Here is a 16386-nt window from a genome sequence, read left to right on the forward strand (position 1 = left end):
CCATGTCCTCTGCGATGGACCCGATGCGCATCGTGCGCGCGGCCTCCGCCGCCGCCGGCCTGTTCCTGAGCGCGGCCTGCTCGGTGGTCGGCGCGCGTTCGACCGAGGAACCGGCCTTCACCGTGATCGCCCGCGGCGAGGGCTTCGAGGTGCGCCGCTACGGCCCGCGGCTTGCCGCCGAGGTGGTGGTGGCGGGAGATCCCGTCTCGGCGCGCAACGCCGGCTTCCGCCCGCTCGCCGACTACATCTTCGGCGCCAACCGCGCGCGCGAGCGCATCGGCATGACCGCCCCCGTCGCGCAAGGCGCGGGCGAGCGCATCGGCATGACCGCCCCGGTGGCGCAGACGACCGGGCAGGGCGGCTGGGCGATCCGCTTCTTCATGCCCGCCCGCTATACGCGGGAGACCCTGCCCGAACCGCTCGATGCGCGCGTGCGCATCGTCGAACTCCCCGAGGCGCTGTTCGCCGTGCGTCGCTTCGCCGGCACCACCGGTGCGCGCGAGGTCGAGGCGGAGACGCAACGGCTCTTCGAGGCGCTGCGCGGCTCAGCCTGGCGGCCGGCGGGCGAGCCGGAAGCGTGGTTCTTCGACCCGCCCTGGACCATTCCGGCGCTGAGGCGAAACGAGGTCGCCATCCCCGTCGCGCCCGCTCAGGGCTGAGCGAGGATCTCCCGCACGAGCGTGCGCAGGCGGGGGATCGTCTCGGTCTCGAACCAGGGGTTGCGCTTCACCCACACCCGCGTCCGCCAGGACGGATGCGGCAGCGGAAAGTGCCGGGGCAGGAACGACTCGGCCCGCCGCACCGCCTCCTCGAGCGCGACCTCGGGCCCGAGCACGAGCCGCACCGCATGGCCGCCGACGAGCAGGCGAAGCCGCACCTTCGGCAAGGTCGGCAGCACGCGCGGGTGCCAGTGCGGCGCGCATTCGGGGCGCGGCGGCGCATCGCCGCCCTTCGGCAGCCGCCCGGGGTAGCACATCCCCGTCGGCAGGATCGCGATCAGCGAGGGGTCGTAGAAGGTCGCGCGGTCGATCCCCAGCCAATCCCGCAGCCGATCGCCGGAGGGGTCGTCGAACGGCCGGCCCGAGGCGTGCGCCTTCGTCCCCGGCGCCTGGCTGGTGATGAGCAGCCGCGCGCGGGGGTCGAGCTGGAAGATCGGCTTCGGCCCGAGCGGCAGGTGAGCCTCGCACAGCCGACAGGCGCGGATCTCGTCCACGGGGGGAAGAGACTCAGTCCCGGCTGGCATGACCATCCAGCAGGCCGAGCCTCTCGACTCGTCGTGCCGCGGCGCGGATGTCGGCGGCGAGCGCTGCCCGGGCCCGCTTCGGATCGCGTGCCGCGAGGGCGGAGACCAGGCGCGCATGCGCCCGCACGGCGGTGCCGCTGCGCAGTCTGCGCGGATCCAGACGCATGTCTAGGTTGAGGACGGGACCGATGCGAAGCCACAGCCCCTCGATGATCGCGGTGAGGCTGGGCATGCGTGCCGCGCGATAGAGTGTGAAGTGAAGCAGGCGGTTCAGTTGCACGGCTCGGTCGCAATCGGGCCGGTCGGCTTCGTACTCCCGACGGAACGCCAGCTCGGCGCGCGTGATAGCCTGCAACTCCGTCCTGGTGATCAATTCCGCCGCGCGCTCCGCCGCATAGCCCTCGAGAAGAAGGCGAAGGGTGGTGATTTCGCGAAACGTCTCCGCCGACAACACGGGCACGCGCACCGCGCGGTTTGGCAGGACGATGAGGGCTCCCTCAGCGGCGAGCCGGTTCACCGCCGAGCGTACGGGTGTGACCGAGAGCCCGAGAGCGCGAGCGAGAGTGCGCAGCGAGACCGCCTCTCCGGGAGCGACGCGCCCGCCGATCAGCATCTCGCGCAGGTGGGCGAGCGCGCGCTCGGCCGCGCCGGCGGACGATGCCGCCTGCTCGCTGCGCCTCGCCCCGGACTCGACAGCAGGCGTCATCGCTGCCATGATGACTGTGATCACAGTTTTCACAAGAGGGCGCGGTGTCGCCCCCGCCGCTAGGGAGGAACAGGTCGATGACAGGTCCGACTCGAGTCACCCGTCGCAAGGTCCTGGCCGCTGGCGCCGCGCTCGGCCTTGCTGCCCCTGCAATCGTGCGCGGCCAGTCCGATGCGATCCGCATCGGCCATCTGACGCCGCGGACCGGGTTCCTTGGCCCCTTGGGCGAGTTTGCCGTCCAGGCCGCCGACCTCGCGGTTGACGAGATCAACGCCGCCGGCGGGGTTCTTGGTCGCCGCATCGAACTGCTGAAAGAGGATTCGGTAAATCCGCAGACTGCGGCGACCAAGGCCGAGCGCCTCATCGAACGCGACCGGGTGGTATGCATCGTCGGAGAGATCTCCTCCGCCTCGGCTCTTGCCATCGCGCAGGTAACGACGCGGACGGGGACGCTGTTCATCAACACCGGTGCCAATTCCGACGCGCTGCGGGGCTCGAATTGCGCCCGATCCATGTTTCATGTCGAGAGCCAGAACTCGATGTACGTCAAGACGGCCGGCCGTGCCCTGCTCGCACAAGGGCTGGTCCGCGGCAAGCGCTGGTTCTCGCTGACCGCCGACTACGCCTTCGGCCACGACCTGCTGCGCGTCGCCCGCCGCTTCATGGAGCAGAACGGCGGCCAGTTCGCCGCCGACCGCCTGGTGCCGACCGACCTCGCCGACTTCTCGGCCCTGCTTCTGGAGATCCGCGCCGCGAGGCCCGACCTCGTCATCTCCAACCTCGCCGGCAATCAGATCACCAACTTCCTCAAGCAGTACGCCGAGTTCGGGCTCACCTTCCCGGTGGCCGGGTTCGGCTTCGACACGGCGCTCGCCTGGGCGGCGGGTCGCGACGCGTTCATCGGAACCTGGCCCGTGGTGTGGCATCACATGATCGACACGCCGGCGTCGCGTGCCTTTGTCGATTCGTTCCGTCGCCGCTACCGCCGTCCGCCCGAGAACCAGGCCTGGGGCGACTATGTGGCGATGCGCATTATCGCACAAAGCATGACCGAGTTGCGCAGCACCGATCCTCAGCGTCTGATCGAGCACTGGCGCAAAGGCGCGAAGTTCGACCTGATGAAGACGCGCGAGGGGTATTTCCGCGCCTCCGACCATCAGCTGATGCACGAGATGTACGCGGTCGAGGGGCTCGGTTCGCGCGCACCGAACCAGTGGGACATCTTTCGCTCCTCCGGCCCGATTCCGGGACCCGGGGAGCCGCTGGAGGCGATCGCCGCGACCGAAGAGGAGAATCAGTGCCGCATGGCCTGACGGTGCGGCGGTCGGGCCTCGCGCGGGGCGTTTCGGCATGACGATCGCCCTGTTGGCGTAACGGGGATCGGGCGTGTCGACGGTGTTCCTGCAGCAGGTCGTGAACGGCCTACTGGATGGGGTGTACTACCTCCTCATCGCGCTCGGGCTGTCACTGATCTTCGCCTTGGGCGGCATCGTCAACCTCGCGCACGGCGCGTTCTACGCGATCGGCGCCTATCTCACGGTCGTGCTCGCGCCCTGGATCGGGTTCGGTGCGACGCTGGTGGTGTCACCTGTCGCCGTGGCACTGCTCGGCGTTCTGATCGAGCGCACGCTTTTCGTCCGCTTCTATCGCGAGGATCCAATCCTGTCGCTGCTGCTTACCTTCGGCCTCGCCATGGTGGCGGAGCAGGCCTTGCGCATGATTTTCGGCGCCGCCCCCCTCTCCTTCTCGATCCCGAGTTGGTTGCGAGGACAGATCGTTCTCGGCGACTTCATCTACTCGCGCTACCGCGCACTTCTGCTGCTCCTCGCCGTCGTCTCCGTGGCACTGCTGTGGCTGCTGCTGAACCGCACTGCCTTCGGCCGCGTGGTGCGCGCCGGCGTTCAGGATCCCGACATGGTCGGCGCGCTCGGCATTCCGCTTCGCCCCTACCTGATGTGGCTGGCCGCGATCGCGATCGGGCTTGCGGGCCTCGCGGGCGTGCTGCTTGCCCCGATCTACTCGATCCATCCCGCGATGGGTCACGACATCCTGACGCCGGCCTTCGTCGTCGTGGTCATCGGCGGCCTTGGTTCATTCTGGGGCGTCGTCGTCGCCGCCATTCTGGTCGGCCTCACCAAGGGCGTGACGATCGGGTTCGGCTACTCGCAGTGGGCGACGGCAGTCATCTACCTGATGATGCTGCTCGTCCTGCTGCTTCGCCCGCGCGGGCTGTTCGGCGAGCGGATCAAGCGCTTCGAGTAGCATGCGCGCGCTCGCCCGGCTTCGCGACCCGCTGATCGCCGGCGTCGCCCTTCTCGCCCTGCCCGCGGTGCTCGGCGCCTTGGGCCTCGGCATGACCTCGGCCGTCGAGGTGGTCGTCTTCGCCATCGCCTGCCTCGGGCTGAACGTTCTGGTCGGCCACACGGGGCTCGTCTCCTTTGGGCACGGCGCGTGGTTCGGATTGGCCGCCTATGCCGCCGGCATCCTGCATCGCGAGGTCATGCCGGGCAGCTTCTTCATGCCGCTCCTCGCCGCCGTCGCCTTCGTCGGACTGGTCGCACTCGCGTTCGGCGCGCTCGTGCTGCGCCGCCGCGGCGTCTACTTCTCCCTGCTCACCCTCGCGCTCTCGGCGATGCTCTACGCGGTCGCCTTCCGCTGGACGGAGGTCACGGGCGGCGAGGACGGCCTCGGCGGAATCCTGCGCCCGAAACTGCTTGGCCTCGACCTTGACGATGCGACGACCTTTTACGCCGTGGTCGCGGCGATCGGCTTCGCCGTCGTCTACCTGCTCGCCCGCTTCCACGCCTCGCCGATCGGCACCGTCCTCGTTGCGATCCGCGAGAACGAACAGCGCGCGCGCTTCATCGGCTACGCGACCTATCGGTACAAGCTGATTGCCTTCGTGGTCTCCGCCTCCCTCACCGGGCTTGCGGGGGTGCTGCTGCTGTTCACCCATCGCATGACCTCGGCGGAGGTGATCTCGGTGGTGTTCTCGGGCGAGCTCCTTGCCATGGTGGTGATCGGCGGCATGCGTTCCTTCCTCGGCCCGGCGCTCGGTGCCTTCTTCTTTGTCATTTTCCGCGACCTGCTGTCGCAGGTGACCGAGAACTGGCTGCTCTGGTTCGGGCTCCTCTTTGTCGGCTTCGTCGTGTTCTCGCCCACCGGCCTTGTCGGCGTGGCGGGCCGGATCCTCCGTCTCGTCCGACCTCCTGCTCCGGTCGCGGCCGCGATGAGCGCGCGCCGCGGGGGCGCGCGTAGCGCCGCCTTCCTTCGTCGCGACGGCTGGAGCGACGGCCCGGTCCTCGTCGTGCGCGGCGCGGTCAAGCGCTTCGGCGGGCTCTACGCCGTCGATCGCGTCGACCTTGAGGTCGCCAACACCTCGCTGCACGCCCTGATCGGTCCGAACGGCGCCGGCAAGACCACGCTCTTCAACATCGTTTCGGGCCTGCACGCGCCCGATTCGGGACGCGTCCTGCTCGACGGCGAGGAGGTGCAGGGACTGCCGCCGGAGCAGCTTGCGCGCAAGGGAATCGGCCGGTCGTTCCAGATCACGAACCTCTTTCCCTCGCTCAGCGTAGCCGAGAACGTCCGCCTCGCCGTGCAGGCCCGCTCGGCCTACGCCTATGACCCCTGGCGGCCTGCCGACGCGATCGCGGAGATCATCGCGGAGACCGAGCAGGTGCTGGAGACGGCGGGACTTGCCGGCATCGAGGACGCGGAGGCCGGCTCGCTCTCCTACGGCGGCCAGCGCCTGCTCGATCTCGCGCTTGCGCTCGCGACTCGGCCTCGGGTTCTGCTGCTCGACGAGCCACTGGCCGGCCTCGCCGCGGCGGAACGCGAGCGCGTCTCCGCCCTGATCCGTGCCATCGCCGCGGATCTTCCGGTTCTCCTCGTCGAGCACGACATCGACCGCGTCTTCCGCCTCGCCGACCGGGTGACGGTGATGAACGAAGGTCGGGTTCTGGCCGAGGGCTCCGCCGAGGAGGTGCGTGCGAGCCCGCGCGTGCAGGAGGTTTACATCGGTGCCGGACACGCCGCCCTCGCCGCCGCCTGCATCGCACCGCGCGCGCCGGGCAAGCCGCTGCTTGAGCTGGAGGCGGTGTCGGTCTTCTACAGCAAGAGTCGGATCCTCTCCGGTGTCGGCTTCGAGGTACGCGAGCGCGAGATCGTCGCGCTGCTGGGGCGCAACGGCGCCGGCAAGTCGACGGCCCTGAAGTCCATCATCGGCATCGCGCCGCTGCGCGAGGGCCGGATCGTCCTCGACGGCGTGACGATCTCCGGGCTGCCGCCAGCCGACATCGCTCGTGCCGGCATCGCCTACGTGCCGCAAGGGCGGGGACTGTTCGCCGGGATGTCGGTGAAGGAGAACCTCGAGCTCGGTCGGCTCTGGCGCAGCGAAGGCCCAGGCATTCGCTGGGACGAGCAGCGCGTCCTCGCCCAGTTCCCTCGCCTGCGCGAACGCTGGACCACACCGGCGGACTATCTCTCCGGTGGAGAACAGCAGATGGCCGCGGTGGCACGCGCGCTGATCGGCAACACGCGACTCCTTCTCCTGGACGAGCCCTTCGAGGGTCTCGCGCCGTCCGTCGTGGAGGAGCTGTTCTCCGTCTTCGATCGCTTGCGCGAGGAGATCGCGATCGTCATCGTCGACCATCATCTCGACTTGGCACTCGCGCTTGCCGACCGTGTGGTAGTTCTCGAGCGCGGCGAGCTAGCCTACAGCGGCGAGGCGCGCGACCTCGCCCACGATCTCGAGCTCAGGAGGAAGGTGCTGTGGCTCTGACGCGGGAGCCGGACCGAACGGTCGGCGTGATCGGGGCGGGATTGATTGGCCGCTCCTGGGCGGTGGTGTTCGCCCGCGCCGGTTGGACCGTCCGGTTGTTCGATCCCGACGCGTCGCAGCTCGCGCGCGCACGCGCGTCGATCGAGGCGTGGGCGCGGGAGCTCACCGCCGCTTCACTCGTGCCGACACCGCATGCGGTCACGGAGCGAATCGTGCCGACGGAGACGGTCCCAGAAGCCGTCTCGGACGCCGCGCTCGTGCAGGAGTGCGGACCGGAGGATGAGGAAGCCAAGCGCGCGATGTTCGCCGAACTCGACCGGCTTTCCGACGCGCGGGCCGTGCTGGCATCCTCCACCTCCTCGATTGTCGCCTCGCGTTTCACCGCGGAGCTCGCGGGGCGCAGCCGCTGCCTGGTCGCACACCCGGTCAATCCCCCGCATCTCGTTCCCGTGGTGGAACTGTGCCCCGCCCCGTGGACCGATGCCGCGACCATCGACCGGGCCGAGGCGATCTACCGCGAGGTCGGCCAGGTGCCGGTGCGCGTACGCAAGGAATACGAGGGCTTCGTGCTCAATCGCTTGCAGGGCGCGCTGTTGAGCGAGGCGTTCCGCCTTGTCGCCGAAGGGGTGATCAGTCCCCTGGATCTGGACGCGACCGTCTGCCACGGTCTCGGCCTGCGCTGGTCTTTGCTCGGCCCCTTCGCCACCATCGCCCTCAACGCGCCCGGCGGCACGGCGGACTACTGCGCGCGCTACGGCGGCTTCTACCGAAGACTCGCCGCCGATCCGCCACCTCCCGAGGTGTGGCAGGGGGAACCGCTCGCCCGCGTCCTCGCGGCCTGCGGCCCGGTGCCGGACGCAGCGGAACGCGAGCGGTGGGAACGCGCGCGCGACCGCTGGCTGATCGCGCTGAAGGCGCTGAAGAAGAGCATGCCGGCACCGGACGGCGAGGAGCGATGAGGATGGCAGCACGCAAAGTGATCATCACCTGCGCGGTGACAGGATCCATCCACACCCCTTCGATGTCGCCCCACCTGCCCGTCACGCCGGAGGAGATCGCGGACGCCGCCATCGGTGCGGCGGAGGCGGGGGCGGCGATCGTGCACTTGCACGCGCGCGACCCGAAGACCGGCAAGCCCGACCAGTCGCCGGAGGCCTTCCTGCCCTTCCTGCGCGTCATCAAGCAGCGCTCCGACGTGGTGATCAACATCACCACCGGCGGGGCGCCGACGATGACGGTGGAGGAACGCGTTCTGCCGGCGCAACGCTTCGCGCCCGAAATCGCCTCCCTCAACATGGGGACGATGAATTTCGGCCTCTTCCCAATGCTCGAGCGCTACCGCGACTTCAAGCACGACTGGGAACGGCCGTATCTGGAAGCCTCGCGGGCGGGCTTCTTCAGGAACACCTTCGCCGACATCGAGCACATCCTGCGCACCTGTGCCGCCAACGGTACGCGCTTCGAGATCGAGTGCTACGACATCGGCCACCTCTACACGCTTGCCCATTTCGTCGATCGGCGCGTGATCGAACCGCCCCTCTTCATCCAGTCCGTGTTCGGCATCCTGGGCGGCATCGGCACGCATCCGGAGGACGTCGCGCACATGAAACGGACGGCCGATCGGCTGTTCGGCGATGCCTATCGCTGGTCCGTGCTCGGAGCCGGCAAGGCGCAATTCGCGATCGCCACCCAGGCGCTGCTGATGGGGGGCAACGTGCGCGTCGGGCTCGAGGATTCGCTCTGGCTTGGTCCTGGGCGTCTTGCGCGGTCGAATGCCGAACAGGTGACTCGCATGCGGCAGATCATCGAAGCCCTCGGCCTCGAAGTCGCCACCCCGGCGGAAGCACGCGAGATGCTCGCGCTGAAGGGCGCGGATGCGGTGAATTTCTGACCGCGGCGCGGCGGGCGTCAGGCGGGGCCGAGCAGGCGCGCGACGAAGGCCGGCACGAGCACCGTCGCCGGGCCGTGGATCGCCTCGTCGAACAGCTGGCTCCCTTTCGAGGGTTCGAGGTTGAGTTCGAGCGTACGCGCGCGGCCGCGCACCTCGGCGACGAAGCCGGCTGCCGGATAGACCGCGCCCGAGGTGCCGATGGAGACGAACAGGGCGCAGGCGTCGAGTGCTGCGTAGATCCTGTCCATCGCGAGGGGCATCTCGCCGAACCAGACGACGTGCGGGCGGAGCGTGCCGGTCGCACCGCAAGCGGGACAGCGGGTGTCGAGGGAAAGGTCTTCGAGCCACGGCATCACCGCGCCACAGGCCGTGCACCGCGCTTTCGTCAGCTCGCCGTGCATGTGGATGAGGTTCGCGGTGCCGGCGCGATCGTGCAGGTCATCGACGTTCTGAGTGACGACCGTCACGCCCCCCGGCCATTCCTGCGACAGGCGGGCGAGTGCCAGATGCGCCGCGTTCGGTTGCACGGCGGGGTCGCGCAACTGACGCCGGCGCGCATTGTAGAACGCGTGCACGCGCGCGGGGTCGCGGGCGAAGGCTTCCGGCGTGGCGACGTCCTCCAGCCGGACCTTGGCCCAGATCCCGTCCTTGTCGCGGAAGGTGGCAAGGCCCGATTCGCGGGAGATGCCCGCCCCCGTCAGCACGACGATCGGGGCGTCGCGGGCGATCACTCGCAGGAAAGGCCGAAGGCGGCCAGGCCCTCCTCGAGATAGTCGGCGAGCAGCGGCATCCCCAGGAGGTAGTCGTCGGCGTTGCGCAGGTTGCGCTCCTTGGCGAGCCGGATCGCCTCGTTCCACTCGCTGATGTCGAACTCGCCGCGGCCCACCCAGGCGAGCGCGATCAGCGCCGCCTGTTCGTCCTCGTTCAGCTCGGCGATCGCCTCCCGCATCTCCTCTTCGATGGTGTCGGCCTCCTCGTCGAGCAGGTGCGCCTCGACATCGTCCTCGTCGGCGTCGGTGTCACCATCCCCCGCCTCCTTGGCATCGAAGGCTCGGGCGCGTTCGATCAGCCAGCACACCGTGTCGAGCGAGATGCCGAGTTCCGGGAGCTCTTCGTCCTCTGCCATGCCTGCAACCCCAAGCCTTTCCTCCCCCCGCGCCGGCCCCTGCGGCCGGCGCGGGCGCAGGATACGCGCGGCGGCCGGCGGCGAGATAGCCCGCTGTCCCATCCGCGCCAAGGGCGAGGGTCACGGTGGCATCGGCGCCACCGACGTGCTGAGGTGCGGCTCCGTTCGCGACGTGGAGCCGCCGCCCGTGTCAGCCTTCGCAACCCACCTGTTCGCTTGGCTTCTCCTGGTCGCCGCGACGCACGGCGCGTCCGCCCAGCCGGCGCCGCCGGTCGGCGTGGTGCCGGTCGAGCGCCGCGTACTCACCGACAGCGCGACCTTCGTCGGCCGCATCACCGCCGTCGACACGGTGCAGATCGTCGCGCGCGTGACGGGCTTCCTGCGCGAGCGCACCTTCATCGAGGGCCAGGAGGTGAAGCGCGGCGACCTCCTGTTCATGCTCGAGCGCGAGCCGTTCGAGGCGGCCGTGGCGGCGCGCATGGCCGATCTCGCCTCTGCCAAGGCGGCTCTGCTCAACGCCGAGCTGCAACTCGCGCGGGCGGAGGAACTGCTGAAGACGAACAACATTCCCCTCGCCACGCGCGACCAGCGCCGGGCGGAGGCCGAGATGGCGAAGGCCCGCGTGCAGGAGGCGGAAGCCGCGCTCCGCATCGCCGAGATCGACCTCGGCTACACCCTGATTTCCGCCCCGTTCGCCGGGCGGATCGGCCGCTCGGCGGTTTCGGTCGGCGCGGTCGTTTCGCCGCAATCCGGCCCGCTCGCCACCCTCACCTCGGTCGATCCGATGCACGTGACCTTCCGTGTCAGCCAACGCCAGGTGATCGAATTCCAGCGGCGTCGTGCCGAGAACGGAGAGACGGGGCCGGCGGCGCAGGCGCTCACCGTGCGCGTCCGGCTGGCCGACGGCTCGCCCTATCCGCACGAGGGCACGATCGACTTCATCGATCCGCAGATCGACCGCGGCACCGACACCCAAGCCGTGCGGGCCACGCTGCCAAACCCGGAGCGCATCCTGTTCGACGGGGCGACGGTGACGGTCGAGGTCACGGCGCGCGCGCCGCGCCAGGCGATCCTCATCCCCCGCGCCGCGCTGCTCGCCGACCGCCAGGGGCAATACGTCTTCGTCGTCGACCGCGAGGGCCGCGCGGCCGTGCGTCGCGTGCGCGTCGGCGAGACCACGCCGGCCACCGCCGAGATCGTGGAGGGGCTCAACGAAGGCGAGAACCTGATCGTCGAGGGGATCCAACGCATCCGCCCGGGCATCCCGGTGCAGGCGGGCCCGGCGACGGCACCGCCGCCGACCGTACCGCCGGCGGCATCGACGCGCTGAGCCGCCTTCGTGTTCTCGGCCCTCTTCGTCGATCGCCCACGCCTCGCGGTCGTCATCGCGCTGGTGATGACCATCGCGGGCCTGCTCGCGCTCGCGCGCATTCCCATCGCACAGCTGCCCGACATCGTGCCGCCGCAGGTGAAGGTGACCACCGCCTATCCCGGTGCGTCGGCCGCGGTGGTGGAGGAGACGGTCGCGCAGGCGATCGAATCCGCCGTCAACGGCGTGCAGGACATGATTTCCATGCGCTCGGTGAGCGCGAATGACGGCTCCTACCAGCTCACCGTCAGTTTCAGCCTCGGCAGCGACCCAGAGCTCAACGCGGTGAACGTCAACAACCGCGTGCAGGCCGCACTGGCCAAGTTGCCGCCGGAGGTGCAACGCAACGGCGTGACGGTGGCGAAGGTCTCCTCCGCCATCCTGCAGTTCGTCGCCTTCCACTCGCCCGACGGTTCGCTCGATCCGCTCGCCATCTCCAACTTCGTCTCCATCAGCGTGCTCGATCGGCTCAAGCGCGTGCCGGGCATCGGCGAGGCCACGCTGTTCGGCGCCAAGGACTACGCGATGCGGATCTGGTTCGAGACCGACCGCTTGGTCGGGCTCGGCCTCACCCCTGCCGACGTCATCGCCGCCATCCAGGCGCAGAACATCCAGGCCCCGGTGGGGCGGATCGGGGCGCGCCCGATCGCCGACGACCAGCAGGTGCAGCTCAACGTCCAGGCCAAGGGGCGGCTCGTCACGCCGGAGGAGTTCGGTGCGATCGTGGTGCGCGTGGGCGAGGACGGGCAGCTGCTTCGGCTGCGCGACATCGCGCGCATCGAGCTCGGCGCGAAGTCGGAGGACATCGCCGTCGCCTTCAACGGCGAACCGGCGGTGGCGGTCGGCACCTATCTCTCGCCGGGGGCGAATGCGGTGCGGGCGGCGGCTGAGCTGCGCGCGGCGCTCGAGGACCTGCGGCGGCTCTTTCCGCCGGGCCTCGACTACACCGTGATGTACGACAGCACGACCTTCGTGAATGCGACCATCGAGAGCGTGCAGCAGACCCTGATCGAAGCCTTCGTGCTGGTCGTGCTGGTCGTCTTCGTCTTCCTCGGCAACCTGCGCGCCACCCTCATCCCCATGGTCGCGGTGCCGGTGAGCCTGATCGCCACCGTAGCCGTGCTGCTCGGCCTCGGCTACTCGCTCAACACCGTCTCGCTGCTCGCCATGGTGCTGGCGATCGGCATCGTGGTCGACGATGCGATCGTGGTGGTGGAGAACGTCGAGCGGATCCTGCACGAGCGGCCAGACCTCTCGCCGGCGGAGGCGACCAAGGTGGCGATGGCGGAGATCACCGCACCGATCGTCGCCATCACGCTGGTGCTCCTTTCCGTCTTCGTCCCCGTCGCCTTCATTCCCGGCATCTCCGGCGAGCTCTTCCGCCAGTTCGCCGTGACCATTTCGGTGGCGATGCTGTTCTCGGCGGTGAATGCGCTCACCCTCTCGCCCGCCCTCTGCGCGCTGATCCTTCGCCACGGCGGTCCGCGGCGCGGCCTCATCGGGGCGATGCAGCGCGCGATCGACGGGATGGCGCAGGGCTACGCCGCGGTGGTGCGCCGGCTGGTGCGGGTTTCGCTCCTCTCGCTGATCGTGATCGGGGCGATGGCGATCGGCGTCGTCGGCGCGGCGCGCCTGACGCCGACCGGCTTCCTGCCGGAGGAGGACCAGGGCGCCTTCTTCGTCCACGTCCAGCTGCCCGAGGGTGCCGCCGTCGCCCGCACCGAGGCGGTGGTGCGCACGCTCGAGGGCATCACCGGGCGGCTGGCGGTGACGGAGAACCGGCTTTCCGTCATCGGCTTCTCGCTGCTCGACGGCACGGCGCAATCGAACACCGCCTTCCACGTCGTCACGCTGAAGCCGTTTGCGGAACGGAAGGACCCGGCCGCCTCCGTGCAGGCGACGATCGCACGCGTCGCGCGCGACGCCTTCGCCATCCGCGAGGCGATCGTCTTCCCCTTCAACCTCCCGCCCATCATCGGGCTCGGCACCGGGGGCGGCTTCGAACTGCAGGTGCTCAACCTCGAAGGCAGTCCGTTCCCGGAGCAGAACGCCGCGGTGCAGGGGCTGATCGTCGCCGCCAACCAGGATCCGCGCCTCGCGCGCGTCTTTTCCACCTTCTCCGCCGCCAACCCCTCGATCCTGCTCGACATCGACCGCGACCGCGCGCAGAGCCTCGGCGTGCGCATCGCCGACATCTTCGCCGCCCTGCAGACCACGCTGGGCGGGTTCTACGTCAACGACTTCACCCTGTTCGGGCGGAACTGGCAGGTGCAGCTGCAGGCCGAGGCCGAAGACCGGCGCGACATCGACGACATCCTGCGCGTGCACGTGCGCAACGCCGCGGGCGAGATGGTGCCGATGCGAAGCCTCGCCTCGGTGCGCGTCGAGGTCGGCCCGCAGACCATCGTCCGCTTCAACAACCTCCGCGCCGTGACGGTCCAGGGCAGCCCAGCGCCGGGCGTGTCGTCCGGAGCCGCCCTGGTCGCGATGGAGGAGATCGCGGATCGCACCCTGCCGAGGGGCTTCGACCGCGCCTGGAGCGGCACCTCGTTGCAGGAGCGCGCGGCGGCGGGACAGGAGGCTGCCATCCTGGCGCTTGCCGTCCTGTTCGCCTACCTCTTCCTCGTCGCCCTCTACGAGTCCTGGACCGTCCCCGTCTCGGTGATGCTCTCCGTCGTGGTCGCCGTGCTCGGCGCCTTCGCGGGGCTGATGCTCGCCCGCATCCCGCTCGACCTCTACGGGCAGATCGGCATCGTGGTGCTGATCGCGCTCGCGGCGAAGAACGGCATCCTGATTGTCGAATTCGCCAAGGAGCGGAGGGCGCAAGGCGTGCCCCTGCTCGAAGCGGCGACGGAAGGGGCACGGCTTCGCTTCCGCCCCGTCATGATGACCTCCTTCGCCTTCATCCTCGGCCTCGTGCCGCTGGTCACCGCGCAAGGAGCCGCCGAGCTCGCCCGCCATGCGGTGTCGATCCCGGTGTTCGCCGGCATGCTCGCCGCCTCGCTGGTCGGCATCTTCCTGATCCCGATGCTCTACGTGGTGGTGCAGGGTGGGCGCGAGTGGGTGAAGGGGCGGCTGTCGCCTCCGGCCGGCCCGGTCAGCCGCGGCGACAGCGACGGGGACGCGGGCCGGGCACCGGCGCGAGCGGGCTGAACCGGCGGCGATCGCCCCGAAGCACGGCGGCTTGTCTGCCGTGACGACGCAGCCACCTCATTCGCGTGAGCGAACGGATGGTAGCCGCGAACGAAAGCAGCCCTGCCACAGTCAGGGGTGTCGGGGCTCCGGGCGGGCGGGTGGTCGCGCTGCTGAGCCTCGGCCTCGCCCTGCCGGCGCTTGCCCTCGGGCTCGATGCGCTGCGCCACGGCCTCGGGCCCGACCCTTGGGCCGAAGCGAGCCGACGCTCCGGCTCCTGGGCGCTCGTCTTCCTGCTCGCCTCGCTCGCCGTCACCCCGGCGCGGCAGACGCTCAGGCTGCCAGCCCTCGCGCCGCTCCGACGCGTCATCGGCCTCACCGCCTTCGCCTATGCCGTGCTGCACCTGGGCGTCCATCTCGGCAGCATCGGCGGCGATGTCCCGCGTCTGCTGGCCGAAATGGTCAGCCAGCGCAACCTGCTGTTCGGTGCGGTGGCGATCGCCCTGCTGATCCCGCTCGCCGCCACCTCCTTCGATCGCGCGATCCGCGCCTTGGGCGGCGTCGCTTGGCGGCGGCTGCACCGGTTGGTCTTTCCGGCCGCGGCGCTGGCCATCGTGCACTTCGCGGTGTCCTGGCCGCAGAAGGTCGACGTGACCGAACCCGCCGTGGCGGCGGGCCTGTTCGCCTGGCTGGTCGGCTACCGGCTGGTCGCACCGCGCGGTGGGGCGCCCGGGCCTGCCGCCTACGCGGGGCTGGCGGTAGCGGCGGGGGGTGTGACCGCCGCGCTCGAATTCGCTTGGTTCGCGCTGCGCACCCAGGTCGACCCATGGCTGGTGCTGGCGGCCAATCTCGATCCTGAGCTCGCGCCGCGCCCGGCGGCCTGGGTGCTGGCGGCAGGGCTCGGCGCCCTGGCGCTACGCCTTGTCGGACGCTCGGCCCGTTCCTCGCGGCACGGCAGCCCGTCGCGACGCGTACCCGCCGCCTGAGCCCGGGCCTCCCAGCACACTGCGAAGATCGTCAGACCTTCTCGACCTGGCCGTACTCGAGTTCCACCGGCGTGGCGCGGCCGAAGATGGAGACCGACACCTTCACCCGGCCCTTCTCCTCGTCCACCTCCTCCACCGTGCCGTTGAAGCTGGTGAAGGGGCCGTCGATGACGCGCACCTGTTCGCCGACCTCGAAGGTGATGGACGGCCTGGGCTTCTCCACCCCCTCCGCCACCGCCTTGACGATGCGCTCGGCCTCGGCGTCCGAGATCGGCTGCGGGCGCCCCTTGCCGCCGAGGAAGTTCGTCACTTTCGGCGTGTTCTTTACCAGGTGCCAGGTGTCGTCCGTCATCTCCATGCGCACCAGCACGTAGCCCGGGAAGAATTTGCGCTCCGATTGCACCTTCTGGCCGCGCTTGACCTCGACCACCTCCTCGGCCGGTACCAGGATCTCGTCGAACTTGTCGGCGAGGCCTTTCTGTGCGGCCTGTTCGCGGATCGCGTCGCGAACCTTCTTCTCGAAGCCCGAATAGACGTGGACCACGTACCAGCGCTTCTTGCCCGCCTGGGACGGCGGGGCCACTGGCCGGACGGGGGCGAGACCGTCCTTCGTCTCCGCTGCCGCCATGCTCACCCTCTCCTCACGCGCCGAAGCCGAAGATCAACCGCACGGCGAAGCCGATCACCTGATCGACCAGGAAGAAGAAGGTGGCCGCCAGCACCGAGAGCACGAACACGAGCCCGGTGGTGATCAGCGTCTCCTTCCGCGTCGGCCAAGTGACCTTCGCCAGTTCCTGCCGCACCTGGCGGACGAAGGTCGCTGGATTGATCCTCGCCATGACGTCCGTTCCGTCTGCGGCGCCGATGTCGCCGCTCGGCCGCCGCTCGGGCCGGCCGAAGTCTCAGAGATAGGGAGAAGCGTGGCAGGGGTGGAGGGTCTCGAACCCCCAACCTCCGGTTTTGGAGACCGGCGCTCTAGCCAATTGAGCTACACCCCTGCGGGTCCGGGGCCCGCCGCTCACCGGTTGATAGCCCAGCGGCGGCCGCCCCGGCAACGAACCTCGCCCCGTTACTGCAGGATTTTGGTGACGACGCCGGCGCCGACGGTCTTGCCGCCTTCGCGGATGGCGAAGCGCAGGCCTTCGTCCAT

Annotated in this window: 16 protein-coding genes and 1 tRNA gene; 9 read left to right on the forward strand and 8 right to left on the reverse strand. The window is 69.8% G+C overall.

What is annotated here, in order from left to right:
* Positions 1–2 precede the first annotated feature (2 nt).
* Positions 3–659, forward strand: a complete 657-nt coding sequence (locus DWB05_RS09660) for an SOUL family heme-binding protein (RefSeq protein WP_232818487.1) — start codon at positions 3–5, stop codon at positions 657–659.
* Here DWB05_RS09660 and DWB05_RS09665 read toward each other — a convergent pair.
* Both DWB05_RS09665 and DWB05_RS09670 read right to left on the reverse strand, forming a co-directional pair.
* Positions 650–1243, reverse strand: coding sequence for a uracil-DNA glycosylase family protein (locus tag DWB05_RS09665; protein ID WP_114377022.1), 594 nt, complete (start codon positions 1241–1243; stop codon positions 650–652). The two genes, DWB05_RS09660 and DWB05_RS09665, sit on opposite strands and share 10 nt — an antisense overlap.
* A complete protein-coding gene (locus DWB05_RS09670) occupies positions 1227–1949 on the reverse strand; it encodes a GntR family transcriptional regulator (RefSeq protein ID WP_114376981.1) in 723 nt (240 codons plus the stop codon). Before DWB05_RS09670 ends, DWB05_RS09665 begins: the two co-directional genes overlap by 17 nt.
* A gap of 44 nt (positions 1950–1993) precedes the next feature.
* On the opposite strand from DWB05_RS09670, the gene DWB05_RS09675 reads away from it, so the two are divergent.
* The 5 genes from DWB05_RS09675 (at position 1994) to DWB05_RS09695 (ending at position 8623) form a co-directional block, all read left to right on the forward strand.
* Positions 1994–3262 (forward strand): ABC transporter substrate-binding protein, encoded by a 1269-nt coding sequence (locus DWB05_RS09675; protein ID WP_232818488.1) that lies wholly within the window; start codon positions 1994–1996, stop codon positions 3260–3262.
* 73 nt (positions 3263–3335) lie between these two features.
* Positions 3336–4211, forward strand: coding sequence for a branched-chain amino acid ABC transporter permease (locus DWB05_RS09680; protein WP_114376983.1), 876 nt, complete (start codon positions 3336–3338; stop codon positions 4209–4211).
* Position 4212: 1 nt separating this feature from the next.
* A complete protein-coding gene (locus DWB05_RS09685; protein WP_114376984.1) occupies positions 4213–6732 on the forward strand; it encodes a branched-chain amino acid ABC transporter ATP-binding protein/permease in 2520 nt (839 codons plus the stop codon).
* Positions 6723–7691, forward strand: a complete 969-nt coding sequence (locus DWB05_RS09690) for a 3-hydroxyacyl-CoA dehydrogenase (RefSeq protein WP_232818489.1) — start codon at positions 6723–6725, stop codon at positions 7689–7691. Before DWB05_RS09685 ends, DWB05_RS09690 begins: the two co-directional genes overlap by 10 nt.
* A gap of 2 nt (positions 7692–7693) precedes the next feature.
* On the forward strand, positions 7694–8623 hold the full coding sequence (locus DWB05_RS09695; protein WP_114376985.1) for a 3,5-dioxohexanoate:acetyl-CoA acetone transferase: 930 nt from the start codon (positions 7694–7696) through the stop codon (positions 8621–8623).
* A gap of 17 nt (positions 8624–8640) precedes the next feature.
* Here the strand turns inward: DWB05_RS09695 and cobB are convergent, their stop codons facing one another.
* On the reverse strand, positions 8641–9360 hold the full coding sequence (gene cobB / locus DWB05_RS09700) for a Sir2 family NAD+-dependent deacetylase (protein WP_114377024.1): 720 nt from the start codon (positions 9358–9360) through the stop codon (positions 8641–8643).
* Positions 9351–9749, reverse strand: coding sequence for a DUF3775 domain-containing protein (locus tag DWB05_RS09705; protein ID WP_114376986.1), 399 nt, complete (start codon positions 9747–9749; stop codon positions 9351–9353). Before DWB05_RS09705 ends, cobB begins: the two co-directional genes overlap by 10 nt.
* Before the next feature lie 187 nt (positions 9750–9936).
* Between DWB05_RS09705 and DWB05_RS09710 the strand changes: the two genes are divergently transcribed.
* The 3 genes from DWB05_RS09710 to DWB05_RS09720 all read left to right on the forward strand — a co-directional run bounded on the left by DWB05_RS09710 (position 9937) and on the right by DWB05_RS09720 (position 15236).
* Positions 9937–11079, forward strand: a complete 1143-nt coding sequence (locus DWB05_RS09710) for an efflux RND transporter periplasmic adaptor subunit (protein WP_232818490.1) — start codon at positions 9937–9939, stop codon at positions 11077–11079.
* A 9-nt stretch (positions 11080–11088) separates the two neighbouring features.
* Positions 11089–14271, forward strand: coding sequence for an efflux RND transporter permease subunit (locus tag DWB05_RS09715; RefSeq protein WP_114376988.1), 3183 nt, complete (start codon positions 11089–11091; stop codon positions 14269–14271).
* A 140-nt stretch (positions 14272–14411) separates the two neighbouring features.
* Positions 14412–15236, forward strand: a complete 825-nt coding sequence (locus tag DWB05_RS09720) for a protein-methionine-sulfoxide reductase heme-binding subunit MsrQ (protein WP_157967152.1) — start codon at positions 14412–14414, stop codon at positions 15234–15236.
* 31 nt (positions 15237–15267) lie between these two features.
* Here the strand turns inward: DWB05_RS09720 and nusG are convergent, their stop codons facing one another.
* The 4 genes from nusG to DWB05_RS09740 form a co-directional block, all read right to left on the reverse strand.
* The gene (gene nusG / locus DWB05_RS09725) at positions 15268–15864 is read right to left on the reverse strand and encodes a transcription termination/antitermination protein NusG (protein WP_232818491.1); all 597 of its coding nucleotides are present in this window, start codon (positions 15862–15864) and stop codon (positions 15268–15270) included.
* 13 nt (positions 15865–15877) lie between these two features.
* Positions 15878–16075 carry a preprotein translocase subunit SecE gene (gene secE, locus DWB05_RS09730; protein WP_114376990.1) on the reverse strand — a complete coding sequence of 66 codons (198 nt, stop codon included), beginning with the start codon at positions 16073–16075 and terminating at the stop codon, positions 15878–15880.
* 82 nt (positions 16076–16157) lie between these two features.
* Positions 16158–16234 (reverse strand) — tRNA-Trp (locus tag DWB05_RS09735).
* Positions 16235–16305: 71 nt separating this feature from the next.
* Positions 16306–16386: EF-Tu C-terminal domain-related protein (locus DWB05_RS09740; protein WP_157967124.1), on the reverse strand; the 81-nt coding region annotated here is incomplete at its 5' end.

The sequence above is a fragment of the Elioraea thermophila (ex Habib et al. 2022) genome (assembly GCF_003336755.1).
Classification (GTDB): Bacteria; Pseudomonadota; Alphaproteobacteria; order Acetobacterales; family Acetobacteraceae; genus Elioraea; species Elioraea thermophila.

Coding starts and splice junctions, on each gene's coding strand:
- nusG (WP_232818491.1), bottom strand. CDS start 15,864: ATGGCGGCAGCGGAGACGAAGGACGGTCTCGCCCCCGTCCGGCCAGTG.
- DWB05_RS09670 (WP_114376981.1), bottom strand. CDS start 1,949: ATGACGCCTGCTGTCGAGTCCGGGGCGAGGCGCAGCGAGCAGGCGGCA.
- DWB05_RS09685 (WP_114376984.1), top strand. CDS start 4,213: ATGCGCGCGCTCGCCCGGCTTCGCGACCCGCTGATCGCCGGCGTCGCC.
- DWB05_RS09705 (WP_114376986.1), bottom strand. CDS start 9,749: ATGGCAGAGGACGAAGAGCTCCCGGAACTCGGCATCTCGCTCGACACG.
- secE (WP_114376990.1), bottom strand. CDS start 16,075: ATGGCGAGGATCAATCCAGCGACCTTCGTCCGCCAGGTGCGGCAGGAA.
- DWB05_RS09660 (WP_232818487.1), top strand. CDS start 3: ATGTCCTCTGCGATGGACCCGATGCGCATCGTGCGCGCGGCCTCCGCC.
- DWB05_RS09695 (WP_114376985.1), top strand. CDS start 7,694: ATGGCAGCACGCAAAGTGATCATCACCTGCGCGGTGACAGGATCCATC.
- DWB05_RS09665 (WP_114377022.1), bottom strand. CDS start 1,243: ATGCCAGCCGGGACTGAGTCTCTTCCCCCCGTGGACGAGATCCGCGCC.